Raw genomic sequence first — 9048 nt, 5'->3', positions numbered from 1 at the left:
CATCCGGATCGGGCTCGGCCAGGCCGGGCTCTGGTCGGACCTGGCCGAGCTGGCCGACGACCTCGCGCCGCCCACCGGCCGGGCGCAGGCGCTGCTCGAGCTCGCCTCGGACAGTCCCCAGCCGGTTCCGGTGCCCGCCGCGCTGAAGGCCGAGCTCAGGCCGTATCAACAACAGGGACTGGACTGGCTGGCCATGCTGTGGCGGCACCGAATCGGCGGGATCCTGGCCGACGACATGGGGCTCGGCAAGACGGTCCAGGCGCTCGCGCTGATCGCTCACGCGCACGAGGCTCATGAGGACCGCCCCGCCTCCGGCGCCGGGACGGTCGCCGAGGCGGTCTCCGACTCCCCGGGGCCGTTCCTCGTGGTGGCGCCCTCGTCCGTGGTGCCCAACTGGGAGGCCGAGGCCCGCAGGTTCGTGCCCTCACTGCGCGTGGCCCGCCGCTCCGCCACCGAGACCACGTCGCCCACCACCGTGGCCGAGGACGCGGCCGCGCATGACATCGTCGTGACCTCCGCGACGGTGCTGCGGCTCAATGCCGAGGCCTACGCGGGGATCGGGTGGGCCGGAGTGATCCTGGACGAGGCCCAGCAGGCCAAGAACCCCTCGTCCAAGCTGTTCGCCGCGCTCGCGGGGTTGCGCGCGGACTTCCTGCTCGCCGTCACCGGCACCCCCATGGAGAACAACCTCACCGAGCTGTGGGCGATCGCGGCCCTGTCCTGCCGCGGAGTCCTGCCCGACGCCGCGGATTTCCGCGCGCTGTTCAGGACCCCCATCGAGAAGGACGGGGACGCGGAGGCACTGCGTCGCCTGCGCCGCCGACTCCGGCCGTTCCTCCTGCGGCGCCGCAAGGAGCTGGTGGCCGGAGAGTTGCCACCCCGGACCGACGCGGTGCTGGAGGTCGAGCTCACGGTTGCGCACCGGAGGGTCTACGAACGCGAACTCGCCCGGCAGCGGGCCTCGCTGCTGGCGCTGCTCGACGATTTCGACTCCAACCGCATCAGCATCCTCGCCGGGCTGACCGTCCTGCGACGGCTGTGCCTGGACCCCTCGCTGGTGGACCCGGGACACTCCTCCATCCCTTCTGCCAAGACCGACGAGCTGGTCGCCTCGCTGCGTGAGGTTGTGGCCGAGGGGCACCGGGCGCTGGTGTTCAGCCAGTTCACCAGCTACCTCGACACTGTGGTCGACAGACTGCACGCCGAAGGGATCACCGTCGCTCACCTCGACGGCAGCACCACCGACCGGGCCGGTGCCGTCGGCGAGTTCACCGAGGGCGGCGCGCAGGTGTTCTGCCTGAGCCTCAAGGCCGGGGGAGTGGGACTGAACCTCGTGGGCGCCGACTACGTCTTCCTGCTGGACCCCTGGTGGAATCCGGCCACCGAGGCGCAGGCCGTGGACCGGGCGCACCGCATCGGTCAGACCCGGCCCGTGCTGGTGTACCGGATGGTCGCCCGCGACACCATCGAGGAACGGGTCATCGAGCTCCAGCGCCGAAAGGCCGAACTCTTCGCCTCCGTGCTGGACAGCGGGGAGCACTTCTCCGCCGCGCTCACCGCCGAGGACCTGCGGGGGTTGATCGAGTAGGGGTCACCGCACCGCCGGCATCGCCAACCCCGCGGCCACCGCGGCCCCGAACAGCGCGGTGTCCCGCGAGGGGGAGAAGACGACCCGCGGCGCCGGAATCGTGTGCGGCAGCGTGTGCAGCTGCTCGGCGACCGGCCCGTGCAGAGCCTCGCCCAGGCCCACAACGATCCCGCCGGTGAGCAGGACCGTGCGGGGCCGGAACAGCTGGACGGCGTCGACGACGAAGGATCCCACTCGATGGGCGTAGATCTCGGCGGCGCCGTCGCCGTGTTCCCGCTCGAGGTCGTAGAGTCCGTGCCCGCCCAGGCCCCACCACGCCTCGGTGGTGCCGCCGTCCACGACCAGGCGCCAGTGACCGAGGTCCCACCCGGTGTGGCCGCACGGATGGATGAGCGCACCGTGGCGGTTGAGCGCGCCGAAGGACAGGGTGGTCCCCAGCGAGATGGCGATGCCGCCGAACTCGACGTCGGGCAGTTGCGTCAGGGCCAGGGCATGGGCATCGCCGTGGCCGATCACGGACACCGGGGCGTCCAGGAGGTCGACCAACTGGGAGCGCATCGGTCCCTCAGCCCAGGCGGCGGCCCGGGAGGCCTCGATGACCCCGCGGTCGGCGTCGACGTGTCCGCTCACCGAGACGCCGACGCCGCTGGGGGAGGGATCGACGGCGCGGATGACGCCGGCCAGGTCCTCTGCGGTGGCCACCTCGGCCCCGTGCACCCCGACCACACGGCCGTCGATGACGGCACCGATGCGCGTCCCGCTGCCGCCGATGTCGACGACCACGCCGTTCCTCATCAGATCGCCTCCTGTTCCACTCCGACCATTGTCACCAATAGTTCGTAGCGGGCGGGCGAATGGGTGTGGTGGGGACTAACCCGTGTCAATGTTGCGGATCGGGTCGCTCGCCTGGCCCACGGTGCTGCAGTACAGCTTGGCGGACTCCTGGTTCAGCGTCACCTCCATGCCGGCGGGATCAGACTGTCCTTTCTCGTCGAGGAAGGTGGTGATCACCTCGCGCTGGTCCTCGGGCGGCATCTCCATGTAATCGGCGCAGGTGGTGTCACCGCCCTGGTTGGGGTCCAGTGCGGCGCAGCCGGAGACGAGGGCCAGGGACAGCGCGGCGGCGGTCGCGGTGGCGGTCAGTATCGCGGGGCGGTGGCGGGTGGGCATGGCGGACCTCCGGAGCGTGACGACGACGATGAGGTGAGCGGATGATGAGGTGAGCGTAGGCCCGCAGGGTGACGGACGTCACCGTTCGGCCGGGATTCGGATGGGCCCTCCCCGAGTTCTAGTAGATATGACAACATCTTTTGAGGCTCAGGCCTCCCTACAGCTGGACTCCGCTGCTCAGGACCTGCTCTTCCGCCAGGCCCGTTCCGCTAACGCGTTCACCGACGAGCCCGTGACCGACGAGCAACTCCGCGCGATCTACGACCTGGTCAAGTGGGCGCCGACGTCGATGAACAACCAGCCGCTGAGGATCGTCGTGCTGCGCTCCGAGGAGGCCAAGGCCCGCCTGCTCCCGCACCTCGCCGAGGGGAACCGGGCAAAGACCGCCTCCGCCCCCGCCGTCGCGCTACTCGCCGCTGACGTGGACTTCCACGACGAGTTGCCCCGGCTCTTCCCCCACTTCCCCGGGGCCCGTGACCTGTTCTCCGACGAGGCCGCGCGGGCCGGCGCGGCCGAGCTCAACGCGAGCCTGCAGGTGGGGTACACCATCCTGGGCATCCGCGCTGCGGGTCTCGCCGCCGGGCCGATGACCGGGTTCGACGCCCCGGCGATCGCCCGGGAGTTCTTCCCCGACGGCCGCCATCGTGTCCTGGTGGCCATCAACATCGGCACACCGGCCGAGAACGCCTGGTTCGACCGACTGCCCCGGCTCGACTACGACGAGGTCGTCACCACCCTTTGAGGGGGATCGTCAGAGGCTTCCCACCAGGCGGAGCGCGAACTGGTCGCCATGGCCCAGCGCGGGCGAAGGCTGCGGTGGTGTCGGCATTCGTCCCCGATCTCGTAACTTGAGCGGAATAGACTCAAGGCTCGCGAGGTTCTACGTACTGTCCGGTCCTGCTGTGGGCCGGTATTGATCCGAGTACGCTCAAGAACACGTCGAAGAAAGGACCGGTCGATGAGCCAGTTCAACCCCACGACCAAGACCCAGGCGGCTCTGTCGGCCGCCGTCCAATCCGCCTCGGCGGCAGGGAACCCGGATGTCCGTCCGGGACACCTCCTCGTGGCACTGCTCGAGCAGCAGGACGGGATCGCCACGCCCCTGCTGCAGGCCTGTGGCGTGGACCCGAAGCTGGCTCTGAGCCAGGCCAAGGCCCTCACCGCGAGTTACCCCAGCGCGTCCGGTTCGGGGCTGGCCGCCCCCAACTTCAACCGCGACGCCCTCGCCGTCATCAGTTTCTCCCAGACCCTCGCCACCGAGATGGGCGACGACTACGTCTCGACCGAGCACGTCCTGGTCGGCATCGCGGCGGGCCACACCGGCGGTGACGCGGCCAAGCTCCTCAACGAGCTCGGCGCCACCGAGGACGCGCTGAAGAAGGCATTCGCCGCGGTGCGTGGCAACACCCGTGTGACCACCGAGAACCCCGAGGACCAGTACCAGGCGCTGGAGAAGTACTCCACGGATCTCACGGCCCGGGCACGGGACGGCAAGATCGACCCGGTCATCGGACGCGACTCGGAGATCCGGCGCGTGGTCCAGGTCCTGAGCCGCCGCACCAAGAACAACCCGGTTCTCATCGGCGAGCCCGGCGTGGGCAAGACCGCCATCGTCGAGGGCCTGGCCCGGCGGATCGTCGACGGCGACGTGCCCGAGTCGCTCAGGGGCAAGACCCTGCTCTCGCTGGACCTGGGCTCGATGGTCGCGGGTGCCAAGTACCGCGGCGAGTTCGAGGAGCGGCTCAAGGCCGTGCTCGACGAGATCACCGCCTCCGAGGGCCAGATCATCACCTTCATCGACGAGATCCACACCATCGTCGGCGCGGGCGCGTCAGGTGAGGGGTCGATGGACGCCGGCAACATGATCAAGCCGATGCTCGCCCGCGGCGAGCTCCGGCTGGTCGGTGCCACCACTCTCGACGAGTACCGCAAGTACATCGAGAAGGACGCCGCCCTGGAGCGTCGCTTCCAGCAGGTCTACGTGGGGGAGCCGAGTGTCGAGGACACCGTCGGCATCCTGCGCGGGCTCAAGGAGCGCTACGAGGTGCACCACGGCGTGCGCATCACCGACTCCGCGCTGGTCTCCGCGGCCACGCTCTCGGACCGCTACATCACCCAGAGGTTCCTCCCGGACAAGGCGATCGACCTGGTCGACGAGGCCGCGAGTCGGCTCAAGATGGAGATCGACTCCCGACCGGAGGAGATCGACGCCGCCGAGCGGATCGTGCGTCGGCTCGAGATCGAGGAGGTGGCGCTGCAGAAGGAGACCGATGCCGCGTCCAAGGACCGTCTGGTCGCCCTCCAGTCCGAACTCGCCGATTCCAAGGAGAAGCTCGCCGAACTGACCGCCCGCTGGCAGAACGAGAAGACCGCCATCCAGGGCGTGCAGAAGGTCAAGGAGGAGCTCGACGCCCTGCGCACGGAGTCGGAGAAGGCCGAGCGCGACGGCGACTACGCGCGCGTCGCCGAGATCCGTTACGGCCGGCTTCCCGAGCTGGAGAAGCAACTCGCCGAGGCGGAGGAGAGCGAGGCCGCCTCGAACGCCATGCTCAAGGAGGAGGTCGGGCCCGAGGACGTGGCCGAGGTGGTCTCCGCCTGGACCGGCATCCCCGTGGGCAAGATGCTCCAGGGTGAGACCGAGAAGCTCCTGCGCATGGAGGACGAGATCGCGCGCCGGGTCGTCGGCCAGGGCGACGCGGTCCGGGCCGTGTCCGATGCCGTTCGCCGGGCTCGCGCCGGGGTCGCCGACCCCAACCGGCCCACCGGGTCGTTCCTCTTCCTCGGCCCCACGGGCGTGGGTAAGACGGAGCTGGCCAAGGCGCTCGCGGAGTTCTTGTTCGACGACGAGCGGGCCATGGTCCGGATCGACATGAGCGAGTACTCCGAGAAGCACAGCGTCTCGCGTCTGGTGGGTGCCCCTCCGGGGTACGTCGGCTACGAGGCGGGTGGGCAGCTCACCGAGGCGGTGCGCCGGCGTCCGTACACGATCGTGCTGCTCGACGAGGTCGAGAAGGCGCACCCGGACGTGTTCGACATCCTCCTGCAGGTGCTCGACGACGGTCGTCTCACCGACGGCCAGGGCCGGACCGTGGACTTCCGCAACACCATCCTCGTGCTCACGTCAAACCTGGGCGCGGGTGGCTCGCGCGAGCAGATGATGGACGCGGTCAAACGCGCGTTCAAGCCGGAGTTCATCAACCGGTTGGACGACGTCGTGGTCTTCGACGCGCTCAGCGAGGAGCAACTCGAGTCGATCGTCGACATCCAGATCGACGAACTCGCGCGGCGCCTCAAGGGACGTCGACTGACCCTCGAGGTCGACGACGCGGCCAAGGGCTGGCTGGCCCGGCGGGGCTACGATCCCGCCTACGGCGCCCGCCCGCTGCGCCGGCTGGTGCAGCAGTCGATCGGCGACAAGCTCGCCCGGGCGCTGCTCGCCGGCGACATCCGCGACGGCGACACCGTGCGGGTCTCCCTCGCCGAGGACGGGGAGTCGCTCACGCTGAGCTGATGATGTCCGGATAGGGGCCCGGCCACCTTTCGAGGTGGCCGGGCCCGTGGTGTGGATCCACAATCACTGAGCCGTTCGACCACCACGAGGTAGCAGTCGGGCCCGTTCAATTTTCCCGTGGTGGCTCTGGGCTCGCTGCATCAGCGCTCCGGCACGACTCCGGTGCGATGTCAGCTGAGCCCTTCGCGCGGGCAACCCACTGGTCCCCCGAAGAGTGTTCTACGCGATGGTGAGGACCACGAGGAGCATCGCCGGAATGACGATCCAGCCGAGGTCCATCGGCATTCCGAAGACGTCGATCGTAGGGAGAAGGCTCCTCATTGCCTCACTCATCGCCACGTCGGGAGGTACGCAATTCTGTCCGGGGCCCGCTTGATCGCAACCGATCACCGTGATCCCTAGCCTTTCATAATTGGAGGTGGTCGTGTCAGCCGGTCAGCGCGTGACGCGAGCGTCGCCCCAGGCTGCATTGGCGTTGTTGCCGTTTGCTGCGGTCTTTGTCACCTCGAGTTTCAGGCGGAGGCCACCGGAAACGTTGATGTTGATGTCCTGAGCTTGTCCGAGCCTCATCGCCCACGATCCACGTTGCTGGTCGTCGACGAATACTCTGAACTGATATCTCGCATCGGGGTGAGAAGTATCAGAAAGGCCGATAGTAGCTCGGAAATTGCTCCAGTTCTTGCCCAGGTCGTACTGATAGTTTGTCGACGTAGTCATGAATTGGCTGGTGTACACCGACTGGGCATATGTCCTGCCGTTGATGTTGACTGACCCTTTGGTGGGTTCTGCTCCGCCTCGAACTGTCTGCATAGCGCGCAGATAGGTAGTCTGCGTCCCGGGAATCGGGGGATTCCCCGGTCCCTGGTTCTGGGATCCGCTCACGGTGTTGCCGAGTGAGTCGCTGTTGATGCCGCCCGTCTCGTTCAGCTGAGAAGACGCTGCTGCAGCGGCTGCGATGACGACGGCTGCGGCCGCCGCACCTGCTTGAATCTCCTCGATGCTCGGGAGGGGCGGCAGCGGCGGAAGTTGTGCCGACGATGTTCCGGGCGCAATTCCGACGATGGTCGCGGATGCGGCGATGACCGCGATGAATTTCGTAAAGGATGAGGAAGGTCGCATGCCTGTAGTGTTGTACACCGTCCAGGCGCCCACAATAAACTCTGGCGATCTTCATCCGAACATACGACACGTCGCACATTTCGAGCAATTGCAGGATTAGAAGGACGGAATCGCCCCGGAACCGTTCTCGCCCTTCGATCGAGATATCAATGGCCCCCCCCTGTGGAGTTGGCCAGTCGTCGTCGAGTAAGAGTCTTTGCTCGGCTCGCGGGCCTGTCCTGCCAGTCAAATCCACTAATTCGGGTCAGAACTACCCTCCTACGCAGCGCAAACGATTAGGCGTTGGAGACGACGCGGCGAGTCGGTGGGCCATCAGGCCGTTGGGAGCTCCATGCGTAGCTTCCGGTCCTGCCGCGACGCGCCCGGTGTGAGGGATCAGCCCCCGAGGAGGGGATCCGCCCCGGTGTCGACGCGTCTACCATGGAACCGTGACCAGAGCCACCGCACCCGCATCCGACACCCAGGTCAGTCCCCTCCTCGTCACGGCGCGCGAGTTGATCAGCGACGTGGCGAGCCTTCCCACCCCTGTGATCCTCGACGTGCGCTGGCGGCTCGGCGATGCCCGCGGCCGGGAGCACTACTACTCCGGCCACATCCCCGGCGCGCAGTACGTCGATCTACCCACCGAGCTCGCGGGCCAGCGCAACGTCCGCGAGGGCCGCCACCCGCTGCCCTCGCCCGATGATCTCGAGGACGCCCTGCGTCGTGCCGGGGTGGACAACGACAGCCGCGTGGTGATCTACGACGACTCCGGTAACACCTCCGCGGCGCGCGCCTGGTGGCTGATGCGCTGGGCCGGCAAGGAGGACGTCTACCTCCTCGACGGCGGTCTCAAGGCGTGGATCGCCGAGGGCGAGGACCTGGCGGTGGGGCCGGGCAACCCGGTCGAGCGCGGCGACTTCACCTTCAGGCTCGATCACATGCGCACGGCCGACATCGACGAGACGGAGGCCAGCCCCGAGGAGGGCGTCCTGATCGATGTCCGCGCTGCCGAGCGCTATGCCGGCCACACCGAGCCGATGGATTCGCGGGCCGGCCACATCCCGGGCGCCGTCAATCTGCCCACGTCGTCGTTCCTCGACGAGAGCGGGCGGTTCCTTCCCGCCGAGCGCATCCGTCAGATGTTCGCCGACGTGGGGGTGACCAGCGGAAAGAACACCGTGGTCTACTGCGGTTCCGGCATCCACGCCTGCCATGCGCTCGCGGCGATGGAGGTGGCCGGGATCGAGGCGGGGAGGCTGTTCCCGGGGTCGTGGTCGCAGTGGTCGGCGGATCGTCGGCGGCCGATCGCCCTGGGGGAGGACCCCCGCTAGCCCGCGCCCGCGCCGGCTCCCGGGGGCATCCAGGTCACGCAGCGCCGCGGTGCCTGGCGGGTAACCCCACCAGCGCTGACTACCCTCTGTGGACATGGTCGTGTTCTGGTTCCTCCTGGCCCTCGTGCTGCTCGCCGCGGCGCTCCTCCTCCTGCGTCTGGACGCAAGGCAACGCCGCGGCGCCGCGGCGGGTGAGGTCTCGACGACGTCGCCGGTGAGTGACGCCGGGTCGGCGGAGGACGCGAGCAGCCCTTCCGACGACGACGAGGCCCCGCCCGTCACCCCGCCGTCGGGTGATCGAGACGACTCGGCCGAGCAGTGTCCGGACGGCTCCGGTGCCCCGCGAC

General features: G+C 68.5%; 7 protein-coding genes and 1 pseudogene. 5 read left to right on the top strand and 3 right to left on the bottom strand.

The window, feature by feature from the left end; translation table 11 throughout:
* Positions 1–1588, top strand: a 1588-nt coding sequence (locus IY392_RS02945; RefSeq protein ID WP_194860457.1) for a DEAD/DEAH box helicase, incomplete at its 5' end; no start/stop codon positions are given.
* A 3-nt stretch (positions 1589–1591) separates the two neighbouring features.
* On the opposite strand, the gene IY392_RS02940 is transcribed toward IY392_RS02945, so the two are convergent.
* Both IY392_RS02940 and IY392_RS02935 read right to left on the bottom strand, forming a co-directional pair.
* Positions 1592–2383 carry an ROK family protein gene (locus IY392_RS02940; protein WP_107757457.1) on the bottom strand — a complete coding sequence of 264 codons (792 nt, stop codon included), beginning with the start codon at positions 2381–2383 and terminating at the stop codon, positions 1592–1594.
* A gap of 75 nt (positions 2384–2458) precedes the next feature.
* On the bottom strand, positions 2459–2758 hold the full coding sequence (locus IY392_RS02935) for a hypothetical protein (RefSeq protein WP_107757456.1): 300 nt from the start codon (positions 2756–2758) through the stop codon (positions 2459–2461).
* Positions 2759–2885: 127 nt separating this feature from the next.
* Here IY392_RS02935 and IY392_RS02930 point away from each other — a divergent pair, with 127 nt between their 5' ends.
* Both IY392_RS02930 and clpB read left to right on the top strand, forming a co-directional pair.
* The gene (locus IY392_RS02930; protein WP_182612288.1) at positions 2886–3500 is read left to right on the top strand and encodes a malonic semialdehyde reductase; all 615 of its coding nucleotides are present in this window, start codon (positions 2886–2888) and stop codon (positions 3498–3500) included.
* 216 nt (positions 3501–3716) lie between these two features.
* Positions 3717–6269: an ATP-dependent chaperone ClpB gene (clpB, locus tag IY392_RS02925; protein ID WP_107757455.1), complete on the top strand. Its 2553-nt coding sequence runs from the start codon at positions 3717–3719 to the stop codon at positions 6267–6269.
* A 435-nt stretch (positions 6270–6704) separates the two neighbouring features.
* Here the strand turns inward: clpB and IY392_RS02920 are convergent, their stop codons facing one another.
* Entirely contained in the window at positions 6705–7388 is a 684-nt protein-coding gene (locus tag IY392_RS02920; protein WP_107757454.1) for an NPCBM/NEW2 domain-containing protein, read from the bottom strand.
* A 428-nt stretch (positions 7389–7816) separates the two neighbouring features.
* Here IY392_RS02920 and IY392_RS02915 point away from each other — a divergent pair, with 428 nt between their 5' ends.
* Both IY392_RS02915 and IY392_RS02910 read left to right on the top strand, forming a co-directional pair.
* Positions 7817–8701 (top strand): sulfurtransferase, encoded by an 885-nt coding sequence (locus tag IY392_RS02915; RefSeq protein ID WP_107757453.1) that lies wholly within the window; start codon positions 7817–7819, stop codon positions 8699–8701.
* A gap of 94 nt (positions 8702–8795) precedes the next feature.
* Positions 8796–9048: pseudogene (locus tag IY392_RS02910) on the top strand (hypothetical protein); the annotation flags it as partial.

This window comes from Dietzia sp. SYD-A1 (assembly GCF_015356725.1).
Lineage (GTDB): Bacteria > Actinomycetota > Actinomycetes > Mycobacteriales > Mycobacteriaceae > Dietzia.
Note: the sequence above shows the minus strand (reverse complement) of the source record. Positions and strands in the feature narration are given on the sequence as shown.